The organism is Gemmiger formicilis (assembly GCF_024462815.1).
GTDB lineage: Bacteria > Bacillota > Clostridia > Oscillospirales > Ruminococcaceae > Gemmiger.
On the sequence record NZ_JANGCG010000019.1, the window covers coordinates 16,884 to 32,305 of the forward strand.

Here is a 15,422-nt window from a genome sequence, read left to right on the forward strand (position 1 = left end):
TTTTTATTATTTATTATTTTTTATTTCTTATTTGCTTGGCTATTATTTCCCCACACAAAACGTCTCAAACACTTCATCAATCGTTGCCGCTGTCGCATCCTCGCCGGTCAAATCGAACAGTGCCTGCAGAGCATCGGTCAGGCAGACGGCGGCGGCGTCAAGGCCAAAACCGTTCTGGCGGGCGGTGATGGCCTCGGTCAGGGCGTCCCGGGCGCGGGTAGCGGCGGAAAGCTGGCGGGCACTGCACAACTGTGCGGCGGTAGGGTCAAGCCGGGCAGTTCCCAGCAAATCCGCCACGGCATCGGTCAGCGCCTGCAGGCCCACGGCATCTTTGGCACACATCGGAACAATTTTTTTGAAATAAGTCTCCAATGTTCCACGTGGAACATCGCTGCACTCCCCTGCTAAATCCTGCTTGTTCAGCACGGCAATGGCCGGGCGGCCCTTGCATTTGCGGGCCAGCTCTATATCATCCTCGCCAAGCGGCTGCGCGGCATCAAACACGGCCAGCACAAGCCCGGCCTCGTCGAGCTTTTTCCAGCTGCGGCGGATGCCCTCGGCCTCAATCGCGTCACCGTCATCACCCACATCCCGCACACCGGCGGTATCAAACAAGTTCAGCCGGACATTGCCCAGCTGCACCGCCTGCTCCACAATATCGCGGGTCGTGCCCGCCACCGGCGTGACAATGGCCCGGTCAAACCCGGCCAGCAGATTCAGCAACGTGCTTTTGCCCACGTTGGGGCGCCCCAGCAACACACAATCCACGCCGTGGCGCAGTACCGCGCCCGCGCTGTAACCTTGAATCAGTGCATCCAACTCGGCCTTCTGGTCGGTCAGAGTCTTTACAAAAGCCTCGTCGGACAGCTCCGGCACATCCTCCTCCGGGTAATCAACCCAGGCCGTCAGGTGGGCGTTCAGCGTCTGCAGGGCGGTCTGTATTTTGCCAATGCGCTTAGCCAGTCGGCCATCCAGCGCGGATTTTGCCAGTGCGGCCCCCTGCCGCCCATTGGCCGCGATAACCTCCATCACCGCTTCGGCCTGCGTCAGCGACATACGGCCGTTTTCCAGCGCACGGCGGGTAAACTCTCCCGGCCCGGCCGGGGCACAGCCCACGTCAATCAACGCTTCCAACAGGCCGTCCGCCATGGCGGTGCCGCCATGCACCGACAGCTCAATCACATCCTCGCCGGTGTAGGAGTGCGGCGCACGGAAAAACAGTGCCACACACTCGTCCATCTCCGCGCCGTGCAGCAGATAATGCCCCAGCATAGCGGTGTAGCCCTTTGCATCGGCCACGCGCTTTTCCTTGCGGATGGGCGCAAAAATCCTGCCGACAACGGCATAGCTATCCGGCCCGGAAACGCGGACCGTTGCAATGCCGCCCTCGCCCGGTGGCGTTGCCAGCGCGCAAATTGTACTGTGCAGATGTTCCATGTGCGGGTGCTCCTTTATTTGTTCTAACACTTTAGCATAGCATGATTCGGCGTTCTTTACCAGCCTTTTTCCGGCCTTTTTTATAAAAAAGGCCTCGGCGAAAAAATTTCAAACCACCAAAAAGGAGAGGCCGCCATAGCCTCTCCTTTTCTGGAAATATATTGAAAGTTTCTTTGCTTACTTTCTTTTCAAAGAAAGTAAGTTATTCGTCGTCGTTGGTGTCGGTGGCGGCGTCCTCGGCAGCCTCCTGAGCCAGCTCCTCGGCTTCAATCGCAGCCAGCTCCTCGGGGGTCGGGTCGGTTTCACCTACATCCTCGATTTTCGCGGTCTCGGCCTCGTTGTCGCGGTCAACACGGGCCACAACGGCCACCTTGTCATCCTCCACAAGGCGCATCACGCGGACACCGCTGCCGTAGCGGCTCTGGACGTTGATGTCAGCGGCATGAATCCGAATCAGAATACCGTTCTGGCTGATCAGAATCAAATCGTCGGTGTCATCCACAATCTTGATGCCCGCCACGTTGCCGTTGGAATAGTTGCGGATGCCCAGACCGCCGCGCTTGGTAATGCGGTAATCGTCAATGCGGCTGCGGCGGCCCTTGCCCTCCTCGCTGATGGTCAGCACAGTGGCACCCGGGCGGCAGACGCCTGCGCCCACAACATAATCGCCCTCGCGCAGCTTAATCACGCGGACGCCGTGGCCGGTACGGCCCATCGAGCGCGCGCCGTCCTCGGTAAAGTGGATGGCAGCACCGTCATGGGTGGCCACGATAATCTCATCGTCACCCTTGGTCAGGTGGCTCCACACAAGGCTGTCGCCCTCGTTCAAAGCAATGGCGATCAGGCCCGCCTTGCGGATGTTGCGGAACTGGGACAGCGGGGTGCGCTTAATCAGACCCTGCTTCGTCACCATCGTGGCGTAGGTGTTGTCCTCGTCCACGTCCGCCTTCTGTTGCAGCATCAGGGTTACCTTTTCGCCCTCCTGCAGCTGCAGCAGATTCACGATATGGCTGCCCTTGGCGGTGCGGCTGCCCTCCGGCACCTGATAGCCCTTCAGACGGTAGACGCGGCCCTGATTGGTGAGGAACAGCATATAGTCATGGGTGGAGCCTACATACATTTCCTCGGTAAAGTCCTCGTCCTTCTGGGTCATACCCTGCACGCCGCGGCCACCGCGGTTCTGTGCCTGATAGGTGTCCAGCGTGGTGCGCTTGATGTAGCCCTCATGGGTCAGCGTAAAGACGCAGGTCTCCTCGGGAATCAGGTCCTCAATGTCAACCTCGCCGGAGACTGCCTCAATCGAGGTGCGGCGCTCATCGCCGTACTTGTCGGCCAGCGCGGTCAGGTCCTCCTCGACAATGCGCTTCACGTGCGCATCGTTGGCCAGAATGTCCTCATAATCGGCAATCGCGGTGCGCAGCTCGCCCAATTCCTGCTCGATTTTCAGAATTTCCAGACCGGCCAAGCGGCCCAGCTGCAGCTTGACGATGGCATCCGCCTGCGGCTCATCAAAGCCGAAGTTGTCCATCACAGCCTGACGCGCCTCGGCAAAGCCTCCCTTGCAGGCGCGAATCGTGGCGATGATTTCATCCACGATGTCAACTGCCTTGCGCAGGCCCTCCAGGATGTGCTCGCGCTCCTTCGCCTTCTTCAGATCAAACGCCGTTCTGCGGCGGATAACCTGCATCTGGAACTCGATGTAGCGCTCCATCATGGTCTTGAGACTCATAATTTTGGGCACGCCGTCATCCAGCGCCAGCATAATGACACCCACGGTGTCCTGCAGCTGTGTGTAGCGGTAGAGCTGGTTCAGCACGACCTGCGGGTTGGCATCCTTCTTGATTTCGATGACGATCTTCATGCCGGTACGGCTGGAGGATTCATCGTTCAGATCGCTGATGCCCTCAATGCGCTTGTCTTTCACAAGGTCCGCAATCGACTCAATCAGGCGGGTCTTGTTGACCATATAGGGGATTTCGGTAATCAGGATTTCATAGCGGCCGTTTTTCTTCTCGACAATTTCGGCGCGGCCGCGCAGGGTGATTTTGCCGCGGCCGGTCGCATAGGCGGCGCGGATGCCGCTGCGGCCCATAATGATGCCGCCGGTCGGGAAGTCCGGGCCCTTGACGTACTCCATCAGGCCGGCCAGGTCGATTTCGGGGTCATCCATCAAGGCCACCATGCCGTTGACGATTTCCCGCAGGTTGTGCGGCGGAATGTTGGTGGCCATACCGACCGCAATGCCCTGGCTGCCGTTGACCAGCAGGTTCGGGAAGCGGCTGGGCAGTACATGGGGCTCCTTCTTGGTTTCATCAAAGTTGGGGTCCCAGTCGATGGTGTCCTTCTCAATATCGGTCAGCATCTCGCAGGCCATCTTAGACATACGGGCCTCGGTATAACGGTAAGCAGCCGGGGGGTCACCGTCCACGGAGCCGAAGTTACCCTGACCATCTACCAGCGGGTAGCGCAGGCTGAAATCCTGTGCCAGACGAACCATCGCGTCATAGACGGAGGAGTCACCGTGGGGGTGGTAGGAGCCCAGCACCGCACCGACGGTATCGGCCGATTTGCGGTAGGGGTGCTGCGGGTCATTGCCGCGCTCGTGCATCGTGTACAGAATACGGCGGTGCACGGGCTTGAGGCCGTCACGCACATCGGGCAGAGCACGCGCCACGATAACAGACATCGAGTAGTCCAAAAACGCCGTCTCGATCTCCTGCTTCACATCGCGCACAATGACCTTGGTACCGGACCCCGGCACCATGATGATGTTTTCTTCCATTGTATCACCTTAACTAACTTATCTTGTTGTGAATTGAATGCTTCGCTGTTCTCTACTTACTGTTTTTTCCATCCAAAACCCACTGTAACGGATTTCGGTCAATATACTGCCAAATTTCCTCAAAATCATGCTGGTTGCGGATGATGTGGTCGTAATAGGACCTCTGCCAAACCGGACGTCCGCATTTACGGCTGACGCCGGATTTATATTGCCCTATAATGGTTGGCACTGTAGGGAGGGGTCTTGACCCCTCCGCAGCAACCTCCCGGCAGCCCAAAGCCAATAATATATGCAGATGGTCCGGCATAAACACATAATTCAGAATTTCTACTTGCGGAAAATGCTCTGGTATCTGCAACAAATCATACTCCGCAATGTTCCCATACGGCGTCATACTAATTTCTGCCTGCACGGAGGGGTCAAGACCCCTCCCTACAATCCTGCAAAACAAGGGTTCCCTATTTTGTGTGCAAATCGTTATGAAATACACCTTTTGTGATGCGTAATCAAATTCTTGAAGGCGCATCCACCTGCGTTTTTGCCATTTGTCATCCATACAACCACCGCATAATGTTCCACGTGGAACATTACACATCCAGATTCGCGTACTTGGCGTTTTTCTCGATGAACTGGCGGCGGGGCTCGACCTGCTCGCCCATCAGGATGCTGAACGCCTCGTCGGCACGCTCGGCGTCCTCAATCTTAATCTGGACAATCACGCGGTTGTCGGGGTTCATGGTGGTTTCCCACAGCTGGTCGGGGTTCATCTCGCCCAAGCCTTTGTAGCGGTTGACCTTTGCGCCGGGCATTTCGGCGCTCAGAATCTTCATTTCCTCGTCATTATAGGCGTACTTGACGGTCTGGCCCTTCTGCAGCTTGAACAGCGGCGGCTGTGCCACGTAGACATAGCCGTGGTCAATCAGCGGGCGCATATAGCGGAAGAAGAAGGTCAGCATCAGGGTGCAGATGTGCGAGCCGTCGACATCGGCATCAGCCATAATGAAGATTTTGTGGTAGCGCACCTTGGTGATGTCAAACTCATCGCCAATGCCGGTGCCCAACGCGGTCACAACCGGCATCAGCTTGTCATTGCCGTAGATGCGGTCGGCGCGTGCCTTCTCGACATTCAGCATCTTGCCCCACAAGGGCAGAATGGCCTGAATGTTGGAGTCTCGGCCCATCTTGGCCGAGCCGCCTGCAGAATCGCCCTCCACGATGAACAGTTCGGTCTTGGAGGGGTCTTTTTCGTGGCAGTCTGCCAGCTTGCCGGGCATACGGTTGGATTCCAGCGCACTCTTGCGGCGGACCAGCTCGCGGGCCTTCTTGGCGGCGGCGCGGGCACGGGCGGCCTGCGTGGCCTTCTCCAAAATTGCCTTCGCCACAGCGGGGTTTTCCTCAAAGAATTCGGTCAGTGCCTTATAGACCACGTTGTTGACAAGGCCCTTGATGAAGGTGTTGCCCAGCTTTGCCTTGGTCTGGCCCTCAAACTGGGCCTCCTGCAGCTTGACACTGACCACCGCAATGATACCCTCGCGGGCGTCCGGGCCGGACAGGTTCTCGTCCTTATCCTTCAGAATCCCCTTGGCGCGGCCATACTCGTTCAGCACGCGGGTCAGGGCCAGTTTGAAACCCTCCTCGTGGGTGCCGCCCTCGGGGGTGTGGACGTTGTTGGCAAAGCTCAGCAACAATTCATTGTAGCTGTTGTCATAATATTGCAGCGCAACCTCGGCCACGGCGCCCTGGCCTTCCCCCTTCATATACATAACCTGGGGGTGCAGGGGCGTAAGGTCGCGGCGCTCGCACAGATAGCTGACGAAGGAACGGATGCCGCCCTCATAGCACATCGTTTCGGCGCGCATTTCACCGTTCTGCTCGTCCTGCGGGCGGTCGGCATCGGGGCGCTCGTCCGTCAGGGTGATGCGGACACCGGCGTTCAGGAACGCCTCCTCCCGCAGACGCTTGAGCAGCGTTTCATAGCGGTAGAGCGTGGTTTCCTGGAACATCTCCGGGTCGGGCTTGAAGGTGACTGTCGTTCCGGTAGAAGCCGCCGCGCCGATTTTTTTCAGCTCGCCGTCCGGCTTGCCGCGCTTGAAGCTCTGCTCGTACTCGGCTCCGTCGCGGCGCACGCGGACAGTCAGCCACTCGGACAGGGCGTTGACAACCGACGCGCCGACGCCGTGCAGACCGCCGGCCACCTTGTAGCCGGAATCCTCGCCGCCGAACTTGCCGCCTGCGTGCAGCACGGTGTAGACAACGGTCACAGCCGGGATGCCCAGCTTGGGCTGGATGTCCACCGGGATACCGCGGCCATTGTCCGATACCTGAATGATGTTGCCGGGCTTGATGGTAACTTCGATATGGGTGCAGTACCCGGCCAGTGCTTCGTCAATCGCATTATCGACGATTTCGTAGACCAGATGATGCAGGCCGGAGGGGCCGGTGGAGCCGATATACATACCGGGGCGCTTGCGCACAGCCTCCAGACCCTCCAGAACCTGAATCTGCGCACCGCCGTAAGCGTGGTCGGTAGCCGTTTCGCGGTTGGTTTCGGTGATGATTTCTTCTGCCATGAAATGATAGCCTCCTGTCATGGGTGGGTATCTCTGCTTTACATCGCACGGTAGGGGCCGGGCACACCCGGCACGCCATTCTGCGATATTGCCCCTTGATTGGGCGATAACTTACAATTTAAAAATCCAACTTTTCAGCGCGCTTTTTCAGTGCTGCGGGGGAAAGCTGGCTGATGTAGACTGTCTCATCGGGGAAGTCTGTGACCATAAAACTCTTGGGCAGCGTGCCGGGTGCGCACAAATCGACCACGGCCCCCTCCGCCTCTGCGTGGCGGAAATATTCCTCTGTCCTGCGCGAGGCACCGGCTGTGTCCAGATCGAACACCCCGATAACGTCCCGCGTATTCAGTACAAAGTCCTGCCCTGCGTGAAAATACATAGCCTACTCCGTCACTTCTCCGTTTTTGACCATCACAATTTTACCGTTGGTACGCGCAAAAGCAGCGGTGTCGCAGGTTGTCACAATGGTCTGGTGCTCCCCCATGCGGGTGAGCAGATAGGTCTGGCGCTCATCGTCCAGCTCGCTCAGAACATCGTCCAGCAGCAGAACCGGGTGCTCGCCGAACAGCTCCCCTACCACGGTGGCCTCGGCCAGCTTCATAGCCAGCACGCAGCTGCGCTGCTGGCCCTGGCTGCCGTAAATCCTAGCGGGTTGGCCGTCCAACAGAATTTCCAAATCCTCGCGGTGGGGGCCCGCAAGGCAGAACCCGGCGCGCAGCTCCGCGGGGCGCATAGCGTGCAGCTTGGCCGCCAGTGCCTCCGGGGTGGGCGCGTCGGTGCACATCAGATAGCGCAGTTCCAGCGTTTCCGCCCCGTGGGAGATATCCCGGTAATTCTGCGCCGCCACCGGGGCTGCCTCGGCCAGAAATTTGCAGCGGTGCTCCATAATCAAGGCACCGTATTCCGCCAGCTGTTCATCGTAGGTGTCCAGCAGCATCCCGCCGTTTGGCGTTATATCGTAGCTTTTCAGCAGCGCATTTTTCTGGGCCGTCAGCCGCATATACCGCCGCAGCGCCACCAGATACGGCCTGTACACCTGGCACAGCGCCGAATCCAGAAACCGCCGCCGCCCATCCGGGCCGCCCTTGACAAGGCTCAGCAAATCCGGCTCAAACACAACGGCCTGAAAATTCCCGGCCAGTGCCGCGGCACGCCCAATGTCCGCGCCGTTCAGCCTCCCGGTACGCCCGGGCCGCTGGCTGCCTTTGCTGCCCACGGTCAGCCGGATGCTTTTTTCGACGTCCTGTGTCTCAAATGCGCCCTCCAGCACAGAAAATTCCTCGCCGCGCTTTATGAGCTCTGCATCCTTGGCACCGCGGAAGCTCTTTCCGCCGGTCAGCAGCCAGACAGCCTCCAGCAGGTTCGTTTTGCCCTGCCCATTGGGGCCGCACAGCACGGTCAGGTGGGGGTCAGGGTTCAACTCTGCGTGCGCAATATTACGATGATTCGTTAATTCAAGATGGGTCAAGCGCATTACGCGCCCTCCGCGACCTGCACGGTCTGGCCGTCCAGCTCCACGGTATCCCCCGCACGGCATTTTTTACCGCGCATGGTGCAGACCTCGCCGTTGACCTTGACCGCGCCGCCCTGAATCAGCTCCTTGGCTTCGCCGCCGGTCTCGCACAGGCCCGCAAACTTCAGCAGGGCGTCCAGCTTGATAAATTCCGTGTTGATACGTATTTTTTCCATAATTCTATCAACCCTCGTTCTTGAAGCGCACCGGCAGCACCAGATAGATGAAGTCCTTGCCGTCCTCGGGCAGGAGCTTGACCGGGCTTAAAGGGCCGTTGATTTCCAGCACCATGCGTTCACATTTGGAGTAGCGCAGCGCATCCAGCAGATAGCGGTTGTTGAAGCCAATTTCCACCGGGTCGCCGGTCATTTCGACCGGGGCAAACTCATCCAGCACCTTGCCAAGCGGCGTCTGGCAGCGCACCGTGACCTTATCCTCGCTGAAGGTAATGCGCAGAGGGTTTTTCAGTCGCTCGGTGATAACCAGGGATGCACGCTCAATCGTATCGATGAAGGTCTTGCAATCAACGGTAATACGTGTTTTTTTATCCTTCGGGATAACGCTCTCGTAGTTCAGGAAGTCGCCCTCAATCAGGCGGCTCATAATCGTGTAGCCGTTGGAGGTAAACACGACATAGCGGCGGTTGGCGTCGATTTTCACATCGTCATCCGCGCCGCCCATAATTTTCAGCAGCTCCTGCAGTGTCTTGGCCGGGATGATGATGCGGATATCACGGGTGCACTCGACATCGCGCTGAATGATGGCCAGACGGTAGCCGTCCAGTGCAACAATCGTCAGGCTACCCGGCTCAATGACGAACAGTTCGCCGGTGTGGGCCGGCTTCTTGTCATCCTGGCTGACGGCGTAGATGGTTTTTTCAATCATCTCGCGCAGCATACCGCATTTTACGGTCATGGTATTGTCTGCGCCGGTCACGGGCAGGCTGGGGTAATCGCTGGCGTTCAGCGCGGGAATCTCAAATTCTGCCACACCACCGCTGATTTTTGCCTGACCTTCATCGTTCAGCTCAATGCAGACATCGCCCGCGGGCATACGGTTGACCATCGCGCTCAGCAGTTTAGCGTCAAGAACGGTTTCACCAGGTACAAGAACGTTACATTCAATCGTAGTGGTGATGCCCATTTCCATATCGTAGCCGGTCAGGGTCAGGTTGAAGCCCTCGGCCTTCATATAGATGCCTTCCAGCACAGGGATGGCTGCGCGGTTGGTGATAGCGCGGGAAACACCGTCGATGGCGCTGGCCAGCAGCGTTTTTTCACATTCAAATTTCATAGTATCTCCTCGAAGCCGCTTTTTTGTAAAAAAGCGGCGCAAAAAACTTCAATAATCTCGGTTATCTTTACTTTTTTCTGTTTTCCACAAGGTTCGTGCTGATTTTATGGGTAGCAGAGGTTTCTTTTCAGCCTTCTGGCTGAAGAAACTATTAACTTTGGTAGTAGTAGTAGTAGGGGCTGTTAGTTTCGTGGAAAACTCTGCCGCGCTTGATTCCACCGCGGAAAATCAGGCGTTCAATGTTTTGAACAGGCTGTTGACTTTCTTGTGGAAAATTCAAAACCCGCTGTTTTTCAACACCCTTCGTGGAATACCTCACGTTGAAAACTAAAAACTCCGTTGAAAGCTTACTTTCTTTGAAAAGAAAGTAAGCAAAGAAACTTTAAAGCCACAACCCGGGGACGGGATTGCTCGATGTTACGCTTCTTTTACAGCCCTGCTCGCGGGAAAAGGCATGAAAAGTTCTTTGGGTCCTTTCTTTAAAGAAAGGACCTTAGGCGCGGACGTTTTTCATGATGTCGCTGCACATTTCTTTCAGGTGCTGATCGCGGTTGATGTTTTCTTCCATCGTTTTGATGGAATACACCACGGTGGAATGGTCGCGCTGGAATTCCTGCCCGATTGCCTCCATGCTCATGCCGGTCACCTCGCGGATGATGTACATTGTCATCTGCCGTGCGGCGCTCACATTTGCGTTGCGCTTCTTGCCGCGTATATCCGCAGGCATCACATTGTAGGTGCGCGCCACCTCGTTGAGGATTTTCTCAATCGTAACCGGAATCGGCTGGCTGTCGTTCAGCGTATCTTTGATGGCGGTCGTCGTCACGCCGATGCAGGGCTCAATGCCCTCCAGCATATAATAGGCGTTCAGCTTTTTGACCGCGCCCTCCAGCTGGCGGATGTTCTGCTTCAGATGATTGGCAATGTATTCGGCCACATCGTTCGGCAGATCAAGATTCAGCAACTCTGCCTTGCGCTTGACGATGGCCACGCGGGTCTCAAAATCCGGCGGCTGAATGTCGGCGGTCAGGCCCCACTCAAACCGGGTGCGCAGACGCTCCTCCAGCGATTTGATTTCCTTGGCCGGGCGGTCGGAGGCAATCACAATCTGGCGGCCGTCATTGTGCAGCGTGTTGAAGGTGTGGAAAAACTCCTCCTGCGTGCTCTCCTTGCCTGCCAGGAACTGGATATCGTCAATCAGCAGCACGTCTGCCTTGCGGTATTTCTGACGGAACTGCTCCATCGTTGCCGTCTTGATGGCGGAAATCGTCTCGTTGGTGAACATTTCACAATCCACATAGACAATGTTGAAATCCGGATGGTTTTTCTTGATTTCAAACTGGATGGCGTTCAGCAGATGGGTCTTGCCCAGACCGGACGGCCCATAGATGAACAGCGGATTGTACGCGCCGGACGGATTGGCCGCAACAGCCTGCGCTGCCGCAAACGCAAACTGGTTCGAGGGTCCCTTGATGAAATTCTCAAAGGTGAAATCATACCGCCCGCTGGGCAGGGACTTCTCGTCCATCTTCGGCTCGCTGCCATCGGACTTCTCGCCGTCCTCCGGCGGGGCCGCTACATAGAGAATCTCAACATCAAAGCCGAGGATGGCCTTGAAGGCCTCCTTCAGCAGCGCCGTGTAGCGGTCCGATACAATTTTCATAACGAACTCACTGCGCAGCTCCAGCGTGATGGTGTTGGAATTTTCAAAGCTGACCGCCCTGATATCCTTGATGTAAAACGCATAGGTGGCGTCGGAGGTCTTTTCCTTGCAATAGACCTTGACCGCATCCAATACCTCATTGATGGAATCCATGAATGTCGATACTCCCCACTTCCTGTTATAGATGAACGCCCAAAAACAGGGCGCAAAAATACTACATACAGTATACCACAAAATCGGGTTTTAAACAACAGCTATATATAATAAAGTAGGAATTTTTTTAAAAAGCCGAATTGTTGAAAATTTTCCCGCAGGGACGGCAGATAAAAAATTTTACCGGAAAGTTTTCCACAAGAAGTGCGATTTTCAACAGTAAATAGTACAAAATGTAGTGGATAACTTTCTGTAGCGGCAATTCTTTGACGCGGGAGCGAAAAATTCTAACAAAAAACCCTTGACAAATGGGGGTCTTATCGCGTATAATCTAACTCTGCAAGGCTGCCCCAGTGTATGGGCGAAGCCCTGAGCAAAACAGCCCATACCGGGATTTCAACAGGAGGAATGAAAAATGAAGCGTACTTTCCAGCCCAAGAAGCGTCAGCGCAGCCGCGTCCACGGTTTCCTGAACCGCATGGCTACCAAGAACGGCCGCAAGGTCATTGCCCGCCGCCGTGCGAAGGGCCGTAAGAGCCTGACTGTCTGATTCACTTCAGAAATTATGTGAACAAAAGGGCTGCCGAAGCAAAAATCGGCAGCCCTTTTTTCAAATTCACTTTACAGACGCAGAGAAAAAAGGTATTATTAGATAAATAAGCAAATAATAAAGAATAAAGCTGGTGTGCCGCCCGCGGCGGCACATTTTAAACAATGGGAACCCCTTTTGTTGAAAACGCTTGTTATTTTAGTTTTCGCCCCCGGGCGAAAACTCCACCAAATTTATTATTTCTTATCTAGTATTTAAACAAAGGATTTCCACCCATGCGTTATCGCACCTTAGATAAAAACTGGCAGTTCAACCGGGTATACGGCCGGGGCAAAAGCTACGTGCACCCGCACTGTGTTTTGTACGTGGCCAAAAACCGGCTGGGGTATACTCGTATCGGGCTGACCGCTACCAAAAAGGTGGGCCATGCCGTGCAGCGCAACCGCGCCCGCAGGGTGATGCGCGCCGCATTGTCGGAGCATCTTGCCCAGAATATCGGTGGCTATGATATCATTCTGGTGGCCCGCGGCCAGACCCCGCACCTGAAAAGCACCCAGCTCAGCAAAACGCTGGGCAAGCTGTTTGCCAAGGCGGGCCTGCCCGACAAGGCAGCCTCCGCCCCGCAGGTATGATTACAAAAGCGCTGATTGCCCTGCTGCGGGGCTACAAGCGGTACATCAGCCCGCACCTCGGGCATCACTGCCGCTTTGTGCCCACCTGCAGTGAGTACGCCATGCAGGCCCTTGCCACCCATGGCCTGTGCAAGGGACTGCTGCTTACCATCTGGCGGCTGCTCCGCTGCCAGCCCTTTGCAAAATTCGGCTATGATCCGGTGCCGGAAAAGGGCCGGTGGGTCAACCCGGAGAGAAGGCTGACGAAAAGCAAATAAGGCAAATAAGAAATAAAAAATAATAAATAATAAATAAGGAGCGCCGCCCGCGGCGGCGCGTTTTAAACAATGGGAGCTCCCTTTGTTGAAAGCACTTGTTATTTTTGTTTTCGCCCCCGGGCGAAAACTCCACCAAATTTATTATTTATTATTTATTATCTATTATTTATTCCCCGCTTCTCATGTCTTTGCCCTGCGCAGCAGAGACCTACATAAAAATAAAGGTCCCGGGCGCAGACGGGGCAGAAGGAAAGGCTATGTCTTTTATGTATTTCCTGGCCATACTGATTGGCCCGCTGGTGAAGATCCTCTACAGCTTCATCGGCAACTACGCGGCAACAATGATTGTTGCCACCCTCATTCTTAAACTGCTGCTCTTCCCCCTGAGCATCCATCAGCAGAAGTCCACGGCCAAAATGTCCGTGTTCCAGCCGCTGATTACCGAGATTCAGCAGAAGTACAAGAATGACCCCCAGAAGCAGCAGGAAGAGCTGATGAAGCTCCAGCAGGAGCACGGCTACAACCCGATGGGCGGCTGCCTGCCCATGCTGCTGACCATGCTGGTGCTGTTCGGCTTCCTGGGTGTTGTGTACTACCCTGTGCACTACATTTTCGGCGTCAGCAATGATGCCGTCAAGGCCGCGTGCGAGGCCATCGGTCTGGCCACCACCAACACCTCCACCATGCAGACCGCGCTGATTCAGGCCATCCACAACGGCGCGTCCATCGACCCCTCCATCATTTCTGCCAGCGTTGTGCAGGAAATCCAGAACTTCAACACCAGCTTCTTCGGCATGGATATGTGCGACATCCCCGGCTTCCACCTGACGCCGATTGCCATCTTCCCCGCCATCGCCACGGTTACGATGTTCGTCAGCTACTTCCTCACCCAGAAGCTCTCCGGCATGGACGCCCAGATGCAGGGCAGCATGAAGATTATGATGCTGGTTATGAACCTGATGTTCGTTACCTTCTGCTTCAATGCCCCTGTCGGCTTCTCGCTGTACTACGGCGTTTCCAACGTGTTCCAGATTTTCCAGTCCTTCGTGACCTACAAAATCTACAGCCCCGAAAAGTTCAAGGCGCAGTATGAGGCCGAGCTGGCCGCCAAGCGCGCCGAGAAGAAGAAAAAGCGCACTGTCACCGTCGAGCAGGACGGCAAGAAGGTGGAGAAGGAGGTCACCCTGGGCGAGGCCAACAAGCTGCGTCTGGAGCTGGCCCGCCAGCGTGAGGCGGAGCTCTACAAGGACGAGCGTACCACCCCGCTGAACAAGGACTGATTGCCCGCGTAAAAATGACAAAGTAAGAAGGAGGTTTCCCATATGCGCAGTATGGAAATGAGCGCCAAGACCGTTGAGGCCGCCGTGCAGGCCGCCTGCGACGCGCTGGGCGTTGATCGTGACGATATCAACGTCAGCTATGAGGTGCTGGAATTCCCCGCCCGCAAGCTGTTTAAGACCATCCCTGCCAAGGTTCTTGTGAAGGTTGAGGAGCCGGAGGCCGCCCCCGCACCCGTTGCGGAGGAAAAGCCCGCCGAGGTTTCCACAAAACCCGCCGAGGTTGTTGAAATCTCTGACGAGACTGCCCCGGCCATCGAGAAGGCCGTTGTCGAGGAGATGGTCGAGGATGCCGAGCTGGCCCCTGTTGCCGAGGATGAGGTTGAGATTCCGCTGGATATCGCCACTGACCCCCGCCTGCAGGCCGCTGTGGACTACCTGACCCCGATTTTTAACCTGATGGGTGTGGAGAACTTCACCTTCAGCGCTGTCAAAAAGGGCGCTGCCACCATCCTGAAGGTCTCCGGCGAGCACATGGGCGCCCTGATTGGCCGCCGCGGCGAGACGATGGAGAGCCTCTCCTACCTTGCCAGCCTCGTTGTGAACCGCATGGAAGGCCCCTACGTCAAGCTGGGGCTGGATGTCGGCGGCTACCGCAACAAGCGCGAGGATGACCTCTCTGCCCTTGCCAAGCGCATTGCAGACCGCGTCATCCGCACCGGCTGCTACTATGAGATGGAGCCGATGAACCCCTACGAGCGCCACATCATCCACACCGCCATCGCCGAGATTGACGGCGTGCGCAGCGAGAGCAAGGGCGAAGGCCCGGCCCGCCACGTGGTGCTCTACTCCACCGACCCCGATGCCTGCAACCTGCCGGATCGTGACAACGCCCGCAACCAGCGCGGCGGACGCCGTGAGGGCGGCCGTGGCCAGCGCCGGGATGGTGGCCACGGCTACCGCGGAAACGGCTCCAGAGGGCCCCGCAGTGGCCGTGACGGTGTCCGTGGTGGCTACCGTGGCCAGCGCAGTGACCGCGGCCCCCGCTACGGCGGCCCCCGCTACGGCGGCCCGCGCTCCAGCGTGCCCGCCCGCGAGTTTGCCGATACCCCGCGTGACCCGGACGCCAAGCCGATGGCACCCAAGACCACCGAGCGCATCCATGACGGCGATGATTTCGCCTTCGGCAAGATTGAATTTTAACCCCTGATGTTGAGAACCGCCGCCCGCTTCAAGCCGGGCGGTGGTTTTATTTTTGCTGTGCTTTTCCACATGGTTTTCCACAGGCGTGTGGA

Annotated in this window: 14 protein-coding genes; 5 read left to right on the forward strand and 9 right to left on the reverse strand. The window is 56.7% G+C overall.

Annotated elements, in window-relative coordinates; translation table 11 throughout:
- Nucleotides 1-42: 42 nt before the first annotated feature.
- The 9 genes from mnmE to dnaA all read right to left on the reverse strand — a co-directional run bounded on the left by mnmE (nucleotide 43) and on the right by dnaA (nucleotide 11,411).
- Nucleotides 43-1,437: a tRNA uridine-5-carboxymethylaminomethyl(34) synthesis GTPase MnmE gene (gene mnmE, locus NE623_RS12595; protein WP_256272333.1), complete on the reverse strand. Its 1,395-nt coding sequence runs from the start codon at nucleotides 1,435-1,437 to the stop codon at nucleotides 43-45.
- A 202-nt stretch (nucleotides 1,438-1,639) separates the two neighbouring features.
- Nucleotides 1,640-4,219, reverse strand: a complete 2,580-nt coding sequence (gene gyrA, locus NE623_RS12600) for a DNA gyrase subunit A (protein WP_256272334.1) — start codon at nucleotides 4,217-4,219, stop codon at nucleotides 1,640-1,642.
- A gap of 52 nt (nucleotides 4,220-4,271) precedes the next feature.
- Nucleotides 4,272-4,775 (reverse strand): transposase, encoded by a 504-nt coding sequence (locus NE623_RS12605; RefSeq protein ID WP_256272335.1) that lies wholly within the window; start codon nucleotides 4,773-4,775, stop codon nucleotides 4,272-4,274.
- A gap of 31 nt (nucleotides 4,776-4,806) precedes the next feature.
- The gene (gyrB, locus tag NE623_RS12610; protein WP_256272336.1) at nucleotides 4,807-6,789 is read right to left on the reverse strand and encodes a DNA topoisomerase (ATP-hydrolyzing) subunit B; all 1,983 of its coding nucleotides are present in this window, start codon (nucleotides 6,787-6,789) and stop codon (nucleotides 4,807-4,809) included.
- A gap of 118 nt (nucleotides 6,790-6,907) precedes the next feature.
- Nucleotides 6,908-7,168, reverse strand: coding sequence for an extracellular matrix regulator RemB (remB, locus tag NE623_RS12615; protein ID WP_256272337.1), 261 nt, complete (start codon nucleotides 7,166-7,168; stop codon nucleotides 6,908-6,910).
- 3 nt (nucleotides 7,169-7,171) lie between these two features.
- A complete protein-coding gene (recF, locus tag NE623_RS12620) occupies nucleotides 7,172-8,263 on the reverse strand; it encodes a DNA replication/repair protein RecF (RefSeq protein WP_256272338.1) in 1,092 nt (363 codons plus the stop codon).
- Nucleotides 8,263-8,478 carry an RNA-binding S4 domain-containing protein gene (locus NE623_RS12625; RefSeq protein WP_215692645.1) on the reverse strand — a complete coding sequence of 72 codons (216 nt, stop codon included), beginning with the start codon at nucleotides 8,476-8,478 and terminating at the stop codon, nucleotides 8,263-8,265. The genes recF and NE623_RS12625 overlap by 1 nt, the downstream gene beginning before the upstream one ends.
- 7 nt (nucleotides 8,479-8,485) lie before the next feature.
- The gene (gene dnaN, locus NE623_RS12630; RefSeq protein WP_256272339.1) at nucleotides 8,486-9,595 is read right to left on the reverse strand and encodes a DNA polymerase III subunit beta; all 1,110 of its coding nucleotides are present in this window, start codon (nucleotides 9,593-9,595) and stop codon (nucleotides 8,486-8,488) included.
- A gap of 493 nt (nucleotides 9,596-10,088) precedes the next feature.
- Nucleotides 10,089-11,411 (reverse strand): chromosomal replication initiator protein DnaA, encoded by a 1,323-nt coding sequence (gene dnaA, locus NE623_RS12635; RefSeq protein ID WP_256272340.1) that lies wholly within the window; start codon nucleotides 11,409-11,411, stop codon nucleotides 10,089-10,091.
- Between the two features lie 415 nt (nucleotides 11,412-11,826).
- On the opposite strand from dnaA, the gene rpmH reads away from it, so the two are divergent.
- From rpmH to jag, 5 genes are all read left to right on the forward strand, one after another.
- A complete protein-coding gene (gene rpmH, locus NE623_RS12640; protein WP_078785104.1) occupies nucleotides 11,827-11,961 on the forward strand; it encodes a 50S ribosomal protein L34 in 135 nt (44 codons plus the stop codon).
- Between the two features lie 275 nt (nucleotides 11,962-12,236).
- Nucleotides 12,237-12,593, forward strand: coding sequence for a ribonuclease P protein component (gene rnpA, locus NE623_RS12645; RefSeq protein WP_256272341.1), 357 nt, complete (start codon nucleotides 12,237-12,239; stop codon nucleotides 12,591-12,593).
- Complete coding sequence (gene yidD / locus NE623_RS12650) at nucleotides 12,590-12,850, forward strand: membrane protein insertion efficiency factor YidD (protein ID WP_256272342.1); 261 nt, start codon at nucleotides 12,590-12,592, stop codon at nucleotides 12,848-12,850. The genes rnpA and yidD overlap by 4 nt, the downstream gene beginning before the upstream one ends.
- 257 nt (nucleotides 12,851-13,107) lie before the next feature.
- Entirely contained in the window at nucleotides 13,108-14,130 is a 1,023-nt protein-coding gene (locus NE623_RS12655; RefSeq protein ID WP_256272343.1) for a YidC/Oxa1 family membrane protein insertase, read from the forward strand.
- A 42-nt stretch (nucleotides 14,131-14,172) separates the two neighbouring features.
- Nucleotides 14,173-15,330: an RNA-binding cell elongation regulator Jag/EloR gene (gene jag, locus NE623_RS12660; protein ID WP_256272344.1), complete on the forward strand. Its 1,158-nt coding sequence runs from the start codon at nucleotides 14,173-14,175 to the stop codon at nucleotides 15,328-15,330.
- Nucleotides 15,331-15,422: the final 92 nt, after the last annotated feature.